The sequence below is a fragment of the Actinomadura madurae genome (assembly GCF_047130825.1).
Taxonomy (GTDB): domain Bacteria; phylum Actinomycetota; class Actinomycetes; order Streptosporangiales; family Streptosporangiaceae; genus Spirillospora; species Spirillospora madurae.
Genome location: NZ_CP083237.1, coordinates 3,373,505 through 3,390,558, shown reverse-complemented (window position 1 = coordinate 3,390,558; position 17,054 = coordinate 3,373,505). Strand labels below are relative to the sequence as shown.

The following is a 17,054-nucleotide window of genomic DNA, read 5'->3' as shown; positions in this document are numbered from 1 at the left end:
ATCAGGTGCAGGTCGGAGCCGCAGGTCGTCCCGGCGGTGACCTTGACGATGACGTCCTGGTCGTTGCGGATCCGCGGCTCGGGGACGTCCTCCACCCGCAGCCTGTTCACGCCTTCCCAGCACAGGGCCTTCACAGCCGTCCCTCCCCGCCCGCGCGCCGGGTCGCGAGGCCCACCAGCTTCCCGCCCGGTGTGGGACGCGTGGTGGGGGGGCGCGTCCGCCCGCAGGATCTCGCCGGTTTCGATCAGGGACTTGGCCTCGCGCAGCGCCCGCCGGACGCGCTGCCGGGGATCGTCGCCCGTCAGGCGCTCCAGCGTCCCGGCGGCGGTGCTCTCGCGCAGCCGCGCGGCGAGCGCGGCGGCCGTGGCCAGGGCGCGTTTCATGGCGTCTCCAGACTGGATCGGGCCGTCACCGGTCACTTGCCGTCGCGGGCGTCGCGGATCATGTCGCGGACGCGGTCGACCACCGCGGCAATGGGTCCGGCGAGCAGGTTCTTGGTGGCGGTCTCCGTGCCGGGGTGGGGCCGGGTGGGTGCGGTGGCCTGGGCGGCACGGACGGCGGCGGCGAAGCCTCTGAGCTGGGCGGGGCTGAACTCGTCCTTGAGCCGGTCGAATTCGTAGCGCTCTTCGGCGCGGGCGTGGGTGAGGACGTCGATGCGAAGTTTGTCGACCGATTTGAGGAAACGGGGGTCGTCGGTGTCCATGCCGTCCAGTTCGGCCAGCAGTTCCTTGGCCTCGCGCTCTTCGGCCAGCCGGTCGTCCACGATGCCGTCGCCGCCGGGCAGCCGCCGGGCCATCGGGTGGATGAGTTCTTCTTCGGCGGTTTCGTGAATGGCCAGGAGTTTGACCAGATCCTGGAAGGCGTTCTTGCGGTCGTCGCCGTCGGTGTGCAGGACCTCGTCGAACAGGTCCCGGATCTGGCCGTGCTGAGCGCGCAGCAGGTCGACGACGTCTCCGGTGGTTTCGGCGTTGGCGGGCGTGGTCTGCATGGATGTCCCCTGCTCGGTGGTGCGGGTCCGGTGGTACCCGCCGGGCCGTACCCGAGGCCGCCGCCCCTATGCGGCCCCATTCGGTGGAGGTGGACTGGGATGTCCACTCGGTGACAAAGGTCGTGTAATGCCGGGCCGGCGCAGGTGCGGAACGTCTCGTGCCGGGTACCGGCAGCGGGTGTCGCATCCGATCTCGTCTCGAGACGAAAGGTGAGCCTGGTGGCCTTCAACCCGCTCGAACACCGCGGTATCCCGCTGGACGACCAGTTGCGGAACTGGGCGCAGCTGGACGTCGCCCCCGTCGATCCCGACGCCTCCGATCCGTACACCAAGTGCCGGATCATCACGATGAACGGGATCGAGGTGGAGGCGATCATGTTCAGCCACCACTTCGCCCGGGTCTGCCCGGACGTGGAGGTCAAGCAGCAGCTGGCCGCGGTGCGCTACATCGAGGCGCAGCAGCAGAAGGTCGTCAACTGGCTGCTCCCCGGCCAGGCCTCGGTGCTGGAGACCACCATCAGCTACGAGCAGGTCGCCGTCGACCTGACCGGCTGGGTCGCCCGCCAGGAACCCGACCCCTACCTCAAGCAGGCCTACAACTTCGGGCTGCTGGAGGACTTCGACCACCTGTACCGGTACTCCAACCTGTACGAGATGATCGAGCACCGCAAGGCCGAGAAGGTCATCGACCAGCTCACCGAGGTCATGCCGGGCCGCCCCGGCTACCTGCAGCACCGCAACCCGCTCGACAACGTCCGCGAGCCCTACGACCGCGCGGCCGCCGAGCCGATCTCCAAGCTGCACGCGCTGACGATCATGTCGGCCGAGCAGCAGACGATGAACTTCTACATGAACGTGGGCCCGATGTACATGGAGCCCATCGCCCGGCAGCTCTACCAGGAGATCGGCCTCGTCGAGGAGGAGCACGTCACCCACTACGAGTCGCTGGTGGACCCAGGGGAGACCTGGTGGGAGCGGCTGGTCAACCACGAGTACAACGAGTGCTACATGTACTACTCGTTCATGCAGACCGAGTCCGACCCCCGCGTCAAGGGGATCTGGGAGCTGCACCTGAACATGGAGCTGGAGCATCTGCGGATCGCCTGTGATCTGATGCGCCGCCACGACGGCCGCGACCCCGAAAGCGTCCTGGCGCCGCAGTTGCCCGAACCGGTCACCTTCGAGCCCAACAAGCAACTGCTGCGCGAGCTGCTGGCCACCCAGATCGACTGGACGACCCTGGGCACCGGCTACGTCCAGGAGGCCCACCAGCGGTTCGAGGCCTACCAGGACAAGATCAACGCCGAGCGCGGCGCGCAGGAACGCGTCATCGACGAGCACCGCGACAAGTTCGGCGACGAGTACCGCCTGGAAACCGACGGCCCCCACCCCGTCGAACGCCTCCGCGACAAGCCCGCCAGGTGACCGTCCTGCCGGGGCGGTCCCGCGATGAGCACCACCGCCGCGGCAACCGCGAAGGGCGCGCATGGGGCACCCGTGGACGGGTAGTGGGGCGCCATAGCAGCCGAAGAACGGAATGGTGAGGATCATGAGCACGACACACGAGCAGGAGACCGGTGGCGTCACCGGTACCAAGGACAAGGACTACAACCTTGTCTGGTTCGTCGAGCAGTGCCTCAGCAACGCGCTGCGCCTGGAGACCTACATCGCCGACGCCGAGCGCGCCGGCGACAGCGAGCTGGCCGACCTGTTCCGCCGCGCCCAGACCGAGAGCCGCAAGGGTGCCGAGCAGGGCAAGGACTTCCTGCGTCGCCGCATGACCGGATGACACCCGTGGACGCCGGCGGTTGACGCGTGCGGCGTCCCAGCCCAAGCCCGGTCGACCGCGGTCGGCCGGGCTTTCGGCGTCACGCGGCTCCCTACAGGCGCGTGCTGCCTCGGCGGACGATGGACCACGAAGCGATCTCGCTGCCGCCGGGCTTCTGCCCCAGCGCCGCGTGCGCGCATGCCGCGCCCTGGTCGCGCAGAGACTGCGCGACCGTCGTCAGGCCGAGCCGGGCCGCCACCGCCGCGTCGTCCCACCCGGTCACCGCGACATCGTCCGGTATGGCGCGACCGGCGGCGCGAACCGCGTGGACGACGCCGGCCGCCTGCTGGTCGCTCATGGCGGCGATCGCGTCGGGCGGCGCGGCGGAGGCGAGGAGCGACGCCGCGGCGCGTTCGGCCTCGGCGGTGTCATTGCGTGCGCAAACCGCGATGACGACATCGCGCCACGCGATACCGGCCACCTCGACCGCCTCCCGGTAGCCGTCCAGCCGGTCCCGGGTCACCGGGAACAAGACCTCCGGCATGTCCGCGCCGCCGATGACCATGCCGGCGCGCTCTCGGGAGAGCGGAAAGCTCACGATCGCGGGACGTTCGGCGCCCGCGAACGCGACCGTGCCCACCGCGCGTGCCGCGGCGCGGTTGTCGATGCTCACCAACCCCATGCCCCGGACGGACGGCCCGCCGTGGACCACCGCCGGACGTTTCATCGCCTGCACGGCGGCCAGGACCGGATCGTCGTCGGATGTGGTCCAGACGATGAACCCGTCCACCGCGGCCTCGGTGATCCGCGAGATGTCCTCGGCGGCACCGGTGATCGGCAGGATCGTCATGCCGTAGCCGTGATCGGCGCAGACGTCGGCCACCCCCGCCAGGAACGACACCGCCTCCGGGTCCTCGAACGCGTAGCTCAGATGCTCGCCCATCACGACCCCGAGCGTGCGGGTGCTGCCGCGGCGCAGCGACCGGGCGCTCGGGTCCGGTCCGGCGTACCCGAGCCGGTCCGCCGCGGCGAGCACCTTGGCCCGTGCCTCGTCCGATACGCGGCCCGGCCGGTTGTAGGTGTAGGAGGCGGTCATGACCGACACCCCGGCCAGCTCGGCCACCTGCGCGAGGGTCACCCGCTTCGAGCCTCGGGACGACGCTGCCATGCGGCCAGCGTAACGGTCCCAATGGGGGCTGTGTATCGTTACACTTACACACATGAGTTCCCGCTCACCCCGTCGCATGATCATCTCGGTGGTCGTGGCCTTTGCCGTGTTCGGTGCGTTCTGGGGGGTGTGGGGAGCCTCCGTCCCGCGGGTTCAGCACCAGGCCGGGGTCAGCGATGGGCAGCTCGGTTTCGCGCTGCTGTTCGTGGGCGCGGGCGCCCTGCCCGCGATGCTGCTGACGGGCAGAGCGCTAGATCGATGGGGCCTGGCGGTCTCGGCCGTGCTCATCGCCGCCCTCGGCGTCGCCGGCGCCGCGCTGGCACTGACCGCGGTGGACGCCGCGAGCCTGTGCGCCGGACTGGCCGTCGTCGGTGCCACCAGCGGGGCGGCGGACGTGTCCATGAACGCCGCCGCCGGACGGGCCGAGAAGATGGCGGGCCGTCCCGTCATCACCCGGGCCCACGGCGTCTTCTCCAGCCTGGTGGTCTTCGGGAGCCTCGCCACCGGGCTGGCGTCGGCCGCGTCGCTACCGCTCGCGGTCCCTTTCGCGGCGGTCGCCGTCCTTTCCCTGCCGGCCGGTGCCTTCTTGTTCAGGGCGCTGCCCAGCCATGCGTCCACCGAGCGGAGCCCGACCGCCGATGCGGCACCATTCGGACGCCGCGATATCGTCCCGTACCTGCTCATCGGGGTCCTGGGCGCGCTCGCGTTCGCCGGCGAGAACGCGCACCAGAGCTGGAGCGCGGTCTTCGCGCACGAGGAGCTTCATTCGAGCACGGGGTTGAGCGCCGTCGCGCCCGCCGTGTTCGCGGGCACGGTCGCGATCACCCGGTTCTCCTTCGGCGGCCTCAAGGCCGAACATGCTCGGACCGTCCTGCTCGCCGGCGCGTCGGCCGCCGCTGCCGGCGCCGCCCTCATCGCCGTCGCACCCACGCTGCTCATCGCCGGGCTGGGGCTGGCGGTGGCCGCCGCGGGGACCGCGGTGCTGTTCCCGACCCTCCTCGGCGTCGTCTCGCGGAACGTCGACGAGTCCCGCCGAGGCCGCGCCACGTCGGTCGTCACGACCGTCTCCTACCTCGGCTTTCTCGTCGGTCCGGTCTACGTCGGACTGTGGGCCGACGCGGTGGGACTGCGCGGCGCCATGGTCGCGGTCGCGGCCCTGGCGGTCGGCCTGCTCGTCCTCACTCCGGCGCTGCTGCACCTCAGCGGCTTCGGTCCCCGAGGCGTGGACGCGTCGGCACGCCAGACGCCGATGAGCCCTCGGAGGGAGAGCCGACTCGGAGCCAAGCGGTGATCCACACGGCTCCCGTGGCGGCGTCCGGGAGCGGGCGAGGCCGCTGACCTGGAATTGTTCAGGGCCTGCGGCCGTGGAAGGTGCGGCGCAGGTCGCTCACCCAGGCATCCGGGTTCTCCCAGGGGATGAAGTGGCCGCCGTGGTCGTGGGCGTTGACGTTGACTTGGTTGAAGTACCCGGCCAGCGGGCCCGCCTTGAACGCTTGGACGCGCTCGTCGGCGGTATGAATGCCAGGCGGGTTCTCGTACGAGACGAAGGTGAGCCCGACCGGCGCCTCCACGACGGGGGTGCGGTCGTGGGCAGGGACCCAGGGGTAGCGGTTGGCGTTGGCGTAGTAACGCATCGACGTGGCGATGGAGTTGTTCACCCAGTAGATCGTGGCGTGGGTGAGCAGGTCGTCCTTGGTGAAGACGGACTCGACATCGCCGCCGTTGTCGCTCCAGGCGTTCCAGCGCTCCAGCAGCCAGGCGAGCAGGCCGGCGGGCGAGTCGCTCAGCCCGTGGGCCAGCGTGGCGCCGTCGAGCATGTGCACGGTGAGATGGGACGCCCAGCGGTGGTCCATCTCGATGATACGGGCGCGGACGTCGTCCGGCTGGTCGTCGGTGAGGGGCCGGTTCCGGGCGAAGTCCCAGGCGCGAGGTCCGGAGAAGAAGTCGAGCGGCAGCCCGGAACCTATGTGGATGCCGTACAACTCGTCGGCGTACTTGTGGCCGAGCTGGCTGGAGACGATCCCGCCGATGTCGCAGCCCCCGGCGGCGTACTTCTCGTAGCCCAGGGTCCGGGTCATCAGGGTGTGCCAGAGGTCGGCGACCTTCCAGAAGTTCACGTCCGGGAAGCCGGTGAGCGGGCCGGGGAAACCGAAGCCGGGCAGTGACGGCACGATGACGTCGAACGCGTCCGCGGGGTCACCGCCGAACGCGCCCGGGTCGGCGAGCGGATCGATCACCTTCGACCAGTGCCAGAACGTCCACGGCCAGCCGTGGGTGAGGATCAACGGGATCGGGCGGGGCCCGCGGCCGGGCTTGCGCATGAAGTGCACTGGGACGCCGGCGACGTCCACCTGGTAATGCTCGTGGACGTTGATGGCGGCCTCGGCCTCGCGCCAGTCGTAACCGTCCCGCCAGTAGGCGACCAGCCCGCGGAGATAGCCGTCCGGCACGCCGTAGGACCAGTCCTCGTTCCCTTCGTCCAGCGGCGGACGCGTCAATGTGAGACGGGCGCGCAGGTCATCAAGGGCCTCGTCTGGCACGTGGATCGGTGCCGGCTCCAAGGGAAAGTCGTGCGAGGAGGTCATGGCGTGGTTCCTTAACTTGGGAAGCGGTGCCGCCGGCCTGCCGACGATCGATCGCCGACAGGCCGACAACGACATGCTGTCCCCGCCCCTCCACCGCTGCAACCAGCGACGAGCCCGCGCAACATCGGGTCGGGGCGCGATAGCAACCCATGCCGGAGACCCCGCCATGACTCCTCACGCCCGCGCGGTTCGCAGGCGAGATCAGGTGGCGGGCTCGCCGAACCAGCGGAAGAGGTGGGCGTCCAGGTCCTGCTGATCGTCGCCGATCCAGGCGACGTGACCGTCAGGACGCAGCAGGATGCACGGAGCATCCAGCGCCGCAGTGGGATCCGCGAGGTGGTCGACCCGGTCTGACCAGCCACCGGCTGTCAGGCGTCCGGTGCGGTCCAGCAGCAGGCCGCGGCCGCGATGCAGCAGATCGTAGAGGCGGCCCTGTTCCACGTCGATGTCGCGCAGGCGGCGTCCGAGCAGATCGGGGCCCTCGCCGAAGTCGTAACGGATACCGGTCGCGGTGATCTTCTCGATCAGGTGGCGGTTCACCTCGTCGAAGTCCATCAGTTCGGCGAGCAGCCTGCGCACGGCCTGCGGGCCCGGTTCGGGGGAGAGCAGTTCCATCTGGGCGCGAGTGTTGTCCAGCACATCCTCGGCGACCGGATGACGCTCGGCCTGGTAGGTGTCGAGCAGTGCTTCCGGCGCCCAGCCGCGGATCTGCGCGGCCAGTTTCCAGCCCAGGTTGAACGCGTCCTGGACGCCCAGGTTGAGGCCCTGACCGCCGATGGGCGGGTGGATGTGCGCCGCGTCCCCGGCCAGCAGCACCCGGCCGACCCGATAGCGCTCGACCAGCCGGGTGGCATCGCCGAAGCGGGACAGCCAGCGGGGGGAGTGCACGCCGAAATCGGTTCCGGCGATGGCGCGCAACTGCTGTTTGAAATCGTCCAGGGTCGGCGGTTTCGCGCGATCGCTGACTCCTGCGGCGGGGACGACGACGCTGTAGACCTTTTCACCGAAAGGCCTGAGCCAGAACTGCCTCTGAGTCTCGCCGATCTCCCTGACCTTGGCCGCGATCTCCTCCCGCGGCGCACCCACTTCCATCTCGCCCATCAGCGTCTCGGACCTGGAGGGCACGCCGGGGAAGCCGACGCCGAGCAGTTTGCGCACCGTACTGCGCGCACCGTCACAGCCGACGAGGTAACGCGACCGAAGCCGTTCCCCGTCGGCCAGCTCGACGGTCACGCCCTCGTCGTCCTGCGTGAAGTCGGCCACCGCACAACCGCGCCGGATCTGCGCACCCAGCTCGATCGCATGCTCTTCGAGCAGGCGAACGATGACGGGCTGCGGGATGCCCAGCAGATAGGCGTGGGCGGAGTCCAGCCCCTCGGGCGCGGGTTTGTTGATGGCGGCGAAGAAGCCGCCGGCCGGACGCTGCCTTCCGTGTTCGAGAAGGCGGTCCAGCAGCCCGCGCATGGCCATCAGCTCAAGACTGCGGATATGCAGCCCGACGATGCGGACGAACGACACGGGCTCGGTTTCCTTCTCCAGAAGGAGCACCCGTACATCGTGCAGCCGCAGCTCCGCGGCCAGCATCGCACCGGTCGGCCCGCATCCGGCGATGATCACGTCGAACATGAGGGGCGCGCCACCGGGGGAGGCCGACCGCCGTCCGGGGACGTCGTGCTTGGCCGCATCGTTCGACGACGGCTCGGGGGTGAACTGCGAAGAGTCCATAGGTATTGCCTTTCGGGAGTGCCATTGGCGAGGCGCTCCCGGCGACACCTACATCAATCGCCCGACCGTAACGGGAAGGGGGAGCACCCCCATCGATACAGCGTTCATGGGGACTCACCTCCTCGGTCAGCGTCACGGCCACCCGCAAGCTACAGCCCGCCCCTCACCCCGTCCAATCCTTTTCCACCCACATGACGACAACTCCATCCGACGTGCGGGAATCCGACGCAGCGCCCCAGCCGTCCCCGAGCCTCGCCGCGCGTGCGCGGCCGACGTGCCTGGGCCACGCGCGCAGTCGCCCTGCGCCGGAGCCGCCTGCATCACCCTTCCAGACCCGATGACTTTCGCCGGCATCGATGGTCACCACCTTGGGCACTCACACCACCGGGAGGATTCATATGTCGCAGGGCGCGTACGCATCGGTGAACGGCATCGAGCTCTACTACGAGGTGCACGGAGCGGACCACCCCGGGCTTCCGCTGATCATGCTGCATGGCGGCGTGCAAACGTTCCACCTGAGCTTCGACACGTTGCTGCCGGAGCTGACCAAAGACCGTCAGGTGATCGGTGTCGAGCTGCAGGGGCACGGTCACACCGCCGACGGCGACCGCCCGTTCAGCATCGGGCAATGCGCGGCCGACGTGGTGGCGTTGCTGGATCACCTGGACATCGACCGGGCCGACTTCTTCGGCTACAGCCTGGGCGGGCTGGTCTCGACCGATGTCGCCGTCAGCCATCCGGAACGGGTCGGCCGGGTGGTGCTGGCCGCGTCGCACTTCCGCCCGGACGCGTACTACCCGGAGATCACGGCGCCGGAGCAGGACTCGCCCCGGCTGCCCACCGAGGAAGAAGGCGCGGCCATGTATCAGGCTTACATCGAGGTGGCGCCCGACCCGGACCATTTCTCCGCGTTCCTGGAGAAGATCCAGCCGGCCGTGCACGCCTTCGAGCCATGGACGGACGAGCAACTGGCTCGACTGACGATGCCGATCTTGATGATCATCGGCGACACCGATTTCGTCCGGCCCGAGCACGCGGTCGAGATGCACAACCGGTTGCCGGACTCGCAGCTGGCGATCCTGCCCGCAACCAGGCACATGGAGGTCGTCGAGCGCGCCGACCTGGTGCTACCGATGGTCAAGCCCTTCCTGCACCGCCGACACCCCTGAGCCGTTGCCGAGCCGGACCAATCGACAGGGTTCACGGAGAAAGCGACGCGGTGCCCCAACGGCCTCTCGCTTTCCCGAACGGGCACGCTCATGGCCCCAAAGGGGCGCTGTCTCTGATCTGGCATGGATGCCAGGGCTGCCTGATCGCCGATGAGTTTCGCTTCGGTCGACGGTCACCATCAGTGACAGCCCGTTCGAAGTCAGCCGAGGAGCAGCGCATGGTAATCGTCGCAGGACACATCATCGTCGACCCGCAGCAGCGCGAGTCCTATCTCGCGAGCAGCGTGAGCGTCGTGGAGTCGGCCCGTCGTGCACCCGGCTGCCTGGACTTCGCCATCTCCGCGGACCTGATCGATGCGGGTCGCATCAACATCTTCGCGCCCCGGCCATCGCCGCAGTGTCCGTACCCTGCACCATCGGCGAGATCCTCTACGCCGGCAGCGCCACCGCGCTTGTCACCGCACTCGCCCCACCCCGCGTCCTAGGACGCACCATCGCCCGCTTCCAACTCTCCACAGGCTTCGGTCTCGCCGTCTCCCTGGTGGTCATCACCGCTCTCGCAACTCGCGGCCCAGCCGCCCTCTGGGGCACCCTCGCCACCGCGACACTCCTCTCAGCCTCCGCCGTAGCCACCGAAAGACCAAGAAACACGCCCCACCAGCCGCTGACGCCAGCCGCGAACAGGCGCGCGAACTCGACGAAGTAGCGACGCACGCCCGCTCACGAAGCTCACTGAAGGGATCGGGCGTTGGCCCCGCCCAGCACGTTCGGCACCCGCAGCGGCAGCGCGACCGATGAGGCATGTATCAAACTGGCCGCGTTGCCCCGGGGGGCGCGGCCCGGGCGCCCCACTGCAACGGCGGCGAGCCGACCGGCCGACGGTCAGCGGGTGCTCGGTCGCCACCCGGGATCGCGGCCCGAAGCAGCGAGCGCCCGCTGGAAGGGCGACGCGTTCTCGCCGACAGGCACAGGGTCGGCGAAACCGTCGTACTGGCGATACATCTCGGCGTACTTCTCCACGACCTGGAGGATGAACCGGCCGGTTTCGGGCGAGACGCGATACTCCTCACCGGCGGCTTTCGCGATGTCCCAGCCGTGCAGGGCCATCTCCATGATCATCATCACGGCGATGTCGGCGGCGGGAGTGCCGGCGATCTCCCCGTCCCACACGGACGGGTCCGCCCAGGCCGCGACCGCGCGGTCGAGGTGGACGGCGTACTCGTGCGGCCAGGCGGCATCGGCGGTGAAGTCGCGCTCGGTGAGATCCTCCGGAAGCTCCTTGCGCAGCGCACGGTGCTCAAGCCCGTGGGATGTGTAGAGCACCAGGTGGTTCACGAGCGTCCGGAGGTCGAACTCTCCGCACGGGGTCGGATCCGTGAGCCGGTCCGGCTGGACCGTATGGGCGACGCGGGCCGCCTCGGATGCGCATTCCTTCATGTAGGCGTGGTTCTCATTCACACGCTGCACGTTACGAGAGCCCTTGGGAGCACCTCTTGGACAAACGCGCCAGTACCCTGGTCACGTGGGTGATCTGGGACGAGGGGTGCTGTACCCGCGCGAGCAGGCGAGTGTCGCCACCATCGACAGGGCGTCTCCGAGCCCCACCCTGGCGCGTTTCGTGGACTTCTACTGGCACGTCCGATGGCGGACGGAGCAGCCGTACGAGACGAAGGTGCTATCGCACCCGAACGTTCATCTCGTCTTCGAGGAGCCGTCTCCGCTGATCTACGGCGTGGACCGGACGTTGTTCGTCCGGCGGCTTGAGGGGCGGGGCCAAGTTTTCGGCGTGAAGTTCCGCCCCGGCGGTTTCCGGTCGTTCGCGGCAGGGCCGGTCATCGACCTCGCCGACCGCAGGCTCCCCGCCGCGGACGTCCTCGGCCCCGACGTGGAGGACGTTAGCCGGGCCGTTCTCCAGCACACCGATCTCGGCGCGATGGTGAAGCCGGCCGAGGAGTTCCTCCGGGAAGTCCTTCCCGAACCAGATCCCGTAGCCGAAGAAGTGGCCGGAATGGTCGACGCCATCACCGCCGACCCCAATCTGTTCCGGGTCGATCAAGCGGCGGAGGCGCTGCATGTCTCCGTCCGAACCCTGCAGCGATTGTTCGCCGAGTATGTGGGCGCGAGCCCCAAGTGGGTGCTCCGGCGAGCACGTCTCCACGAGGCCGCGGCCCGCGCCGACCAGGGCGGCCACATCGACTGGGCCGCGCTGGCCGACGACCTCGGCTACTTCGACCAGTCACACCTGACCCGCGACTTCACCGCAGCGATAGGCATCTCCCCGGCCAAGTACGCCGGTGTTTAACCGGGGCGGCCGCCCCGTCGCTCTCGGCATCCAGAGCGACAGACACTTCGATCTTAGGAAGTACGCCTTGTCGGCCACCCGCCCTAATGCGGCTGCTCAGTGAGCCTTTTCAGCGGCTGATTCCGGGGCGCTAATCACAGCATGGTCGCGGACGGCGTGAGCGGTGCGGGACATCAACAAGCCCCCAGTAGCACGGTTGATCTCTCACAACCCCCGTCCCCCACCAGAGGCATCTCAATGTCCTGTCAAGCGGCCACTGTCGGTGGGACTGCTGTGTAGCGGCGGCGGTCTTTCGACATGGCCCAGAGGACATCGACTCGGCGGCGTGCGAGGCTGAGGACGGCCTGGACGTGGGATTTCCCTTCGTCTCGTTTCCTGCGGTAGTACTCCTGTGAGGGGCCGGGTCTGGACATGGCCGTCTGGGCTGATAGGTAGAAGATCCTGCACAGACGTCGGTCGTAGTGAGCGGGGCGGTGCAGGTTGTTGAGCCGCCGCCCCGAGTCGTTGGGCACGGGGGCGATCCCGGCGTGGGCCGCGAGGTGCCCTGCGTTGCGATAGCTCGACAGGTCCCCGGTCCGCGCGATGAGCTCGGCGGTCAGAAGTGGTCCCATGCCCGGCAACGACTGGATGATCTCGGCGGTCTCGTCTCCAGCGAGGACCTCAGTGATCTCCGCGTCGAGCTGCTTGACGCGTTCGTCCAGGTCGAGGATCTGCTGGGCGAGGTCCGCGACGAGCCTGGCGGCCCGAGCCTCGCCGGGCAGGATCGTCTGCTGCGCACGACCGGCCATGACCGCGCGTTCGGCGATATCGGCCGCGGAGCGTACCTTGCGGCGCACCAGCCAGTCGGTCAGCCGCTTCACCCCGATGCGGCGCAACGCGGCAGGCGTCTGGAAGCCGGTCAACAGCACCAGGCCGGTCCGGGACTTGTACTCGAATTCGCGTTCCAGGGCCGGGCAGATGCCGACCAGCAGTTCACGGAGACGGTTGATCATGCGGACCCGATGGCTGGCCAGGTCGCGACGGCAGGAGGTGAGGAGTGCGAGCTCGTGAATCGTCTCTGGCGAGGTCGTGATCAGCCGGGACCCGGACCGCATCCGGGCGACGTCGGCGATGACCTGGGCGTCTTTGGCGTCGGTCTTGCCCTCGCCCGCGAACGCCCCTGCCATGCGGTTCACCGTCCGGCCGGGCACGTACACCACCTGCTGGCCATGGCTCACCAGCAGGGCCAAGAGCAGCGCCGACAACCGACTTGAGATGTCGACCGCCCACCGGACCTCGCCGGCCCATTCGCAAGCTGCGGCGACCATGGCCAGGATCGCTTCTTCGTCGTTGGCGACCTTTCGGGACAGCAGTCGCCGACCCTCGTGGTCGACGGCCACCGCCCAGTGGTGGGCCTTGCCGACATCGACTCCGACCCAGACTCGCTGGACTCTCAACAGGGGGTTCCTTCCCACGTCAGGCTATGCCTCTGTGGTCCAAGGAACGCCCCGCCGACGAAGCCATAAACAGCGATGATCCGCAGCTCTCAATCAGTGGCCGAAGCGTCCAGGGGGCGGGCGGCCTTGCCTCTCAAGCCATCAACGGCAGCTTCACATAAGCCACACCCGGCCCCTTTGGACCACCACCCCATTGTTATGGCCTCACATGCTTTTGTACCGTGCTGCGCTGCCGTTGTCGCGTCAGACCTTGACCTACGCCACCGGTGTGGTCCGCCGCCACCGCCAGGCCATCGCGAGCAAGGGCCGGTGCCCGCCGGGCGTGCAGGCCCTGATGACCCGATCTACCTGCGCAAAGGCGAGACCTACGCCGAACTGGGCGTCGGATTCGCCGTCTCCACCACCGCGTGGCGCTACGTCAACGAGACCGTCGACGTACTGGCCGCCCGCGCACCCAAACTCGGCGCGACGCTGGCCAAAGCGGTCAAGGACGGGCTGCCGTACCTGGTGCTGGACGGCACCCTGATCTCGATCGACCGGGTCGCCGCCGACCGGCCCCACTACCCGGGGAAAAGCATCGCCGCCACGGCATGAACCTTTAGGTCATCACCGCACCGGGCGGGACACTGCTATGGGTGTCGGGACCTATGCGCGGCTCGGTCCACGACCTCACCGCCGCCCCGATCTGGGGCGTCACCTGGGCACTGGCCGCCACCGGGCTGCTCGTGCTGGCCGACAAGGGCCTACCAGGGCGCTGACGCGCACATCCTCACGCCCTACAAGGGACGCGACAAGCCCTACCCGCAAAAGGACGCCAACCGCTCGGTGAGGCGTTCAAGGTGGCTCGGGGCAGTGACAAGGGTGACAGGGGCACGCCTGAACGATCGGGCACGGAAGCCTTAGCGATCATGGGAAAGGCCAGGCCCAGGAGGGAAAACACGGTCCCTACCTGGGCCTTCTCAAAGGGAGCGGGCGACGGGAATCGAACCCGCGTAGCCAGTTTGGAAGACTGGGGCTCTGCCATTGAGCTACGCCCGCGAGCGGAGGCACGCGGGCCTCGATCGCCATCCCGTAGCGTACAGGGTTCCGGGGGTGGACGTGGCGCGCGGAGCGGGGCGGGCTGATCGGCACTAGACTGCTCTCGCGATCCGCGGGCTGTAGCGCAGTTTGGTAGCGCACCGGCTTTGGGTGCCGGGGGTCGTGGGTTCAAATCCCGCCAGCCCGACATGGAGCCCCCGTCCTGGGACGGGGGCTCTCGCGTCAGTGGTCGGCGAGGAGGGTGCGGGCCTCCGCGGCGGCGGTGGTGATCGCCTGGGGGAGGTTCTCCGGGTTGCGGCCGCCCGCGCTGGCCATGGGGCCCTTGCCGCCTGCGCCGCCGCCTACCTCGCGGGCCGCGGTGGTGAGGATGGTGCGGGCCTGGATGTTGGTGTCCGCGCCTGCGGCGGCGACCAGGGCCGCCTTGCCGTTGGTTTCCGTGCCCAGGACGACGATGCCGTGGCGGTCGCGGCGGGAGAGGACGCCGGTGGCGATCGTGCGGAGGTCGGTGCCGGTGAGGTTGGGGATGGTTTGGGCCACCAGCCAGCCGCCCGGGACGGGCTCCGCGAGGGACGCCAGGTGGTCTGCGTGCTTCTCGAGTTCTGCCTGGTGGAGGTTCTCCAGGTGGCGCTGGATTTCGGTGAGGGTGGCCAGGCGTTGCCGCAGGCGGTCGGGGGCCTGGTCGGGACGGACGTTCAGGAGCGCCGCGAGCTCGTGCAGCAGGTTGCGCTCGTGGTTGTGGTGGCGAAGGGCGTCGGCGCCGGTGAGCGCCTCGATGCGGCGCAGGCCGGTGCCGATGGACGACTCGCCGACGATGTGGACGGGGCCCGCCTGCGAGCCGTGGCCGACGTGGGTTCCGCCGCAGAGTTCGCGGGACGCGTCGCCGATGTCCACGATGCGGACATCCTGGCCGTACTTCTCGCCGAACAGCGCGATTGCTCCTGCGGCCTCCGCCTCGGCGCGGCTCGCTTCCCAGACGCGGACGTCGGGGTCGTCGAGGAGGTAGTCGTTGACGAGGGCCTGGACGGGGTCGGTGTCGACCGGGGAGAAGTGCGCGAAGTCGAAGCGCAGGCGGCCGGGCTCGACGCGGGAGCCGTGCTGGGCGGCGTGGTCGCCGAGGAGGCGGCGCAGCATCGCGTGCAGGACGTGGGTCGCGCTGTGCGAGCGTGCGGTCGCCGCGCGGCGGTCCGCGTCGACGGTCGCCTCTGCCTGGGTGCCGGGCCGCACTTCGCCGTCCAGTATGCGGACGGTGTGCACGTGCAGGCCGTCCAGTCCGGGGCGGGTGTCGAGGACGCGAAGGTTCGCGTCGGATGTGCGGATCGTGCCCGTGTCGCCGACCTGGCCGCCCGACTCCGCGTAGAACGGGGTGCGGGAGAGGACCATCTCGATCTCGTCGCCCTGGGTTGCCCTGGGCAGCTCGCCGTTCGGACCGAGGAGTGCGAGCACCTGGGTTTCCGCGGTTTCCGATGTGTGGCCCACGAAGTCGGTGAGGCCGTGGCGTGCGGTGACGCGGCGGTAGGCGTCCTGTCGTGCGACCGCGTCCGACTTGCGGCCCTGGCCCGCGCGGTGTGCCTGCCGGCGCTGGGTTTCGAGGAGTTCCGCGAACGCGTCCTCGTCGACGGTGAGGCCGGCCGAGCGGGCCGCGTCGATGGTCAGGTCGATCGGGAAGCCGTAGGTGTCGTGCAGTTCGAACGCGGTGCGGCCCGAGATGGTCGTCGTCGCGCGGCCGATCGCCGCGTCGAGGAGCTGGGAGCCCTGGCGCAGGGTTCGATCGAACGCCTCCTCCTCGGCGCCGACCGTCTGCCGGATCAGGGGCGACTGCCGGGCCAGTTCCGGCCACGCGTCGCCGAGGGTGTCGATGACGCTGGACGTGAGAGCGGGCAGGACCGGGTCGTCGATGCCGAGCCGGCGGGCGTGCCGGACGGCCCGCCGCATCAGCCGCCGCAGCACGTGGCCGCGGCCGTCGCGGGCGGGCATGACGCCGTCCGCGATGAGGAAGGCGATCGACCGGGAATGCTCGGTGACGATGCGGAACGACGTGGAGTCGTCGCTGCCGTCGCGTCCCGGGTAGCCGCGGCCCGCCATCTCCTGGACGAGCCGGAAGGTGGGGGCGAGCAGGTCCGTCTCGCACTCCGTGTCCACGTCCTGGAGCACCGCGGCGAGGCGGCCGAGGCCGAGTCCCGTGTCGATGTTGCGTGCGGGAAGCTCGCCCAGGATCGGATAGCCGTCCTTGCCGGAGCCTTCGCCGCGGAGGTTCTGCATGAAGACGAGATTCCACAGCTCCTGGTAGCGCTCGCCGTTCACCGCGGGGCCGCCCTCGCGCCCGAAGGACGGGCCCCTGTCGTAGTGCAGTTCGGAGGACGGTCCGCAGGGGCCGGGTATCCCCATCGACCAGTAGTTGTCCTCCATGCCGAGCCGCTGGATCCGCTCGGACGGGACCCCGACGCTCTGCCAGAGCTTCGCGGCCTCGTCGTCGTCCAGGTACACGGTGACCCAGAGGCGTTCCGGGTCGAGGTTGTAGTGGCGCGTGAACAGCTCCCACGCCCAGGAGATCGCTTCCGCCTTGAAGTAGTCGCCGAAGGAGAAGTTCCCGAGCATCTCGAAGAACGTCGCGTGCCGCGTGGTGCGGCCCACGTTCTCGATGTCGGACGTGCGCGCGCACTTCTGCACGGACACCGCGCGGGGGTGGTCCGGCGTGGTCTCGCCGAGGAAGTACGGCTTGAACTGGTTCATGCCCGCGTTCGCCAGCAGAAGCGTGGGATCGGACGGGATCAGCGGGCTGGACGGCACGACGCGGTGGTCGCGCTCCTGGAAGAAGTCGAGAAAGGTCGAACGGATGTCAGTCGAACGCATGGGACGGCCTCACGAGGTCGATGGG

Annotated in this window: 14 protein-coding genes and 2 tRNA genes; 8 read left to right on the top strand and 8 right to left on the bottom strand. The window is 69.2% G+C overall.

The window, feature by feature from the left end; all coding sequences use genetic code 11:
• Positions 1 to 415: 415 nt before the first annotated feature.
• Positions 416 to 988, bottom strand: coding sequence for a hemerythrin domain-containing protein (locus tag K8Z49_RS15295; RefSeq protein WP_021593450.1), 573 nt, complete (start codon positions 986 to 988; stop codon positions 416 to 418).
• Positions 989 to 1,207: 219 nt separating this feature from the next.
• Here K8Z49_RS15295 and K8Z49_RS15290 point away from each other — a divergent pair, with 219 nt between their 5' ends.
• Together K8Z49_RS15290 and K8Z49_RS15285 are read left to right on the top strand one after the other, a co-directional pair.
• Complete coding sequence (locus K8Z49_RS15290) at positions 1,208 to 2,413, top strand: hypothetical protein (protein ID WP_075022670.1); 1,206 nt, start codon at positions 1,208 to 1,210, stop codon at positions 2,411 to 2,413.
• A gap of 124 nt (positions 2,414 to 2,537) precedes the next feature.
• Positions 2,538 to 2,777: a hypothetical protein gene (locus K8Z49_RS15285; RefSeq protein ID WP_024935668.1), complete on the top strand. Its 240-nt coding sequence runs from the start codon at positions 2,538 to 2,540 to the stop codon at positions 2,775 to 2,777.
• Between the two features lie 91 nt (positions 2,778 to 2,868).
• On the opposite strand, the gene K8Z49_RS15280 is transcribed toward K8Z49_RS15285, so the two are convergent.
• The gene (locus K8Z49_RS15280) at positions 2,869 to 3,924 is read right to left on the bottom strand and encodes a LacI family DNA-binding transcriptional regulator (protein WP_412519318.1); all 1,056 of its coding nucleotides are present in this window, start codon (positions 3,922 to 3,924) and stop codon (positions 2,869 to 2,871) included.
• A gap of 52 nt (positions 3,925 to 3,976) precedes the next feature.
• On the opposite strand from K8Z49_RS15280, the gene K8Z49_RS15275 reads away from it, so the two are divergent.
• Positions 3,977 to 5,215, top strand: coding sequence for an MFS transporter (locus K8Z49_RS15275; RefSeq protein ID WP_083597977.1), 1,239 nt, complete (start codon positions 3,977 to 3,979; stop codon positions 5,213 to 5,215).
• Positions 5,216 to 5,273: 58 nt separating this feature from the next.
• On the opposite strand, the gene K8Z49_RS15270 is transcribed toward K8Z49_RS15275, so the two are convergent.
• Together K8Z49_RS15270 and rox are read right to left on the bottom strand one after the other, a co-directional pair.
• Positions 5,274 to 6,509, bottom strand: a complete 1,236-nt coding sequence (locus K8Z49_RS15270) for an epoxide hydrolase family protein (RefSeq protein WP_412519316.1) — start codon at positions 6,507 to 6,509, stop codon at positions 5,274 to 5,276.
• Positions 6,510 to 6,710: 201 nt separating this feature from the next.
• A complete protein-coding gene (gene rox, locus K8Z49_RS15265) occupies positions 6,711 to 8,135 on the bottom strand; it encodes a rifampin monooxygenase (RefSeq protein ID WP_412521075.1) in 1,425 nt (474 codons plus the stop codon).
• Positions 8,136 to 8,632: 497 nt separating this feature from the next.
• Between rox and K8Z49_RS15260 the strand changes: the two genes are divergently transcribed.
• A complete protein-coding gene (locus K8Z49_RS15260) occupies positions 8,633 to 9,403 on the top strand; it encodes an alpha/beta fold hydrolase (RefSeq protein WP_021593443.1) in 771 nt (256 codons plus the stop codon).
• Positions 9,404 to 10,285: 882 nt separating this feature from the next.
• On the opposite strand, the gene K8Z49_RS15255 is transcribed toward K8Z49_RS15260, so the two are convergent.
• A complete protein-coding gene (locus K8Z49_RS15255; protein ID WP_021593439.1) occupies positions 10,286 to 10,861 on the bottom strand; it encodes a TIGR03086 family metal-binding protein in 576 nt (191 codons plus the stop codon).
• 64 nt (positions 10,862 to 10,925) lie between these two features.
• Between K8Z49_RS15255 and K8Z49_RS15250 the strand changes: the two genes are divergently transcribed.
• Positions 10,926 to 11,705, top strand: a complete 780-nt coding sequence (locus K8Z49_RS15250; protein WP_412519313.1) for a DUF6597 domain-containing transcriptional factor — start codon at positions 10,926 to 10,928, stop codon at positions 11,703 to 11,705.
• Positions 11,706 to 11,950: 245 nt separating this feature from the next.
• Here the strand turns inward: K8Z49_RS15250 and K8Z49_RS15245 are convergent, their stop codons facing one another.
• On the bottom strand, positions 11,951 to 13,144 hold the full coding sequence (locus K8Z49_RS15245) for an IS110 family transposase (RefSeq protein WP_412521073.1): 1,194 nt from the start codon (positions 13,142 to 13,144) through the stop codon (positions 11,951 to 11,953).
• Positions 13,145 to 13,450: 306 nt separating this feature from the next.
• On the opposite strand from K8Z49_RS15245, the gene K8Z49_RS15240 reads away from it, so the two are divergent.
• Together K8Z49_RS15240 and K8Z49_RS15235 are read left to right on the top strand one after the other, a co-directional pair.
• Positions 13,451 to 13,735 carry a helix-turn-helix domain-containing protein gene (locus K8Z49_RS15240; RefSeq protein WP_412519311.1) on the top strand — a complete coding sequence of 95 codons (285 nt, stop codon included), beginning with the start codon at positions 13,451 to 13,453 and terminating at the stop codon, positions 13,733 to 13,735.
• A 41-nt stretch (positions 13,736 to 13,776) separates the two neighbouring features.
• On the top strand, positions 13,777 to 13,899 hold the full coding sequence (locus K8Z49_RS15235; protein WP_412519309.1) for a hypothetical protein: 123 nt from the start codon (positions 13,777 to 13,779) through the stop codon (positions 13,897 to 13,899).
• A 209-nt stretch (positions 13,900 to 14,108) separates the two neighbouring features.
• On the opposite strand, the gene K8Z49_RS15230 is transcribed toward K8Z49_RS15235, so the two are convergent.
• A tRNA-Gly gene (locus K8Z49_RS15230) sits at positions 14,109 to 14,179 on the bottom strand.
• 113 nt (positions 14,180 to 14,292) lie between these two features.
• Here K8Z49_RS15230 and K8Z49_RS15225 point away from each other — a divergent pair.
• A tRNA-Pro gene (locus K8Z49_RS15225) sits at positions 14,293 to 14,366 on the top strand.
• Between the two features lie 35 nt (positions 14,367 to 14,401).
• On the opposite strand, the gene alaS is transcribed toward K8Z49_RS15225, so the two are convergent.
• Positions 14,402 to 17,029, bottom strand: coding sequence for an alanine--tRNA ligase (gene alaS, locus K8Z49_RS15220; RefSeq protein WP_412519307.1), 2,628 nt, complete (start codon positions 17,027 to 17,029; stop codon positions 14,402 to 14,404).
• Positions 17,030 to 17,054 lie beyond the last annotated feature (25 nt).